The following is a 333-nucleotide window of genomic DNA, read 5'->3' as shown; positions in this document are numbered from 1 at the left end:
TAGAACCTTCGTCGACCTCTCCCATCCTGTGTTTTTGGCCTGTGTAAAAAAGTATGCGCTCTGTAGTAGTGGTCTTTCCTGCGTCTATATGAGCAGCTATGCCGATATTGCGGATGAGCCTCAGAGTGGGGGCTCTATCGGTCGTAATAAACTCGTTTATAGGCATATGTACCGCTTACGCCGTCAGCGTGCTGGATAAAAGGTGGCTTAAATCTCTCGTGGACTTTCATGTGGAATTCTGAATCGGGGAGGTAAACTGCGTGGAGGGAATTGCCTTATTCGGAGCGGGAAGCTGGGGCACGGCTTTAGCGGACTTGTTGGCCAAAAAAGGCA

At 49.8% G+C, this 333-nt stretch carries 2 protein-coding genes; one reads left to right on the top strand and one right to left on the bottom strand.

Annotated elements, in window-relative coordinates; all coding sequences use genetic code 11:
* The coding region (locus EZM41_RS11165; RefSeq protein ID WP_198471150.1) for a GTP-binding protein at positions 1–166 on the bottom strand (166 nt) is incomplete at its 3' end.
* Positions 167–260: 94 nt separating this feature from the next.
* Between EZM41_RS11165 and EZM41_RS14795 the strand changes: the two genes are divergently transcribed.
* On the top strand, positions 261–333 hold a 73-nt coding region (locus tag EZM41_RS14795), incomplete at its 3' end, for a hypothetical protein (RefSeq protein WP_446697843.1).

Origin of the sequence: Acetomicrobium sp. S15 = DSM 107314, from assembly GCF_016125955.1 — a bacterium.
In the GTDB taxonomy this organism is placed as follows: Bacteria; Synergistota; Synergistia; order Synergistales; family Thermosynergistaceae; genus Thermosynergistes; species Thermosynergistes pyruvativorans.
This window is presented reverse-complemented; position numbering and strand designations above follow the sequence as displayed.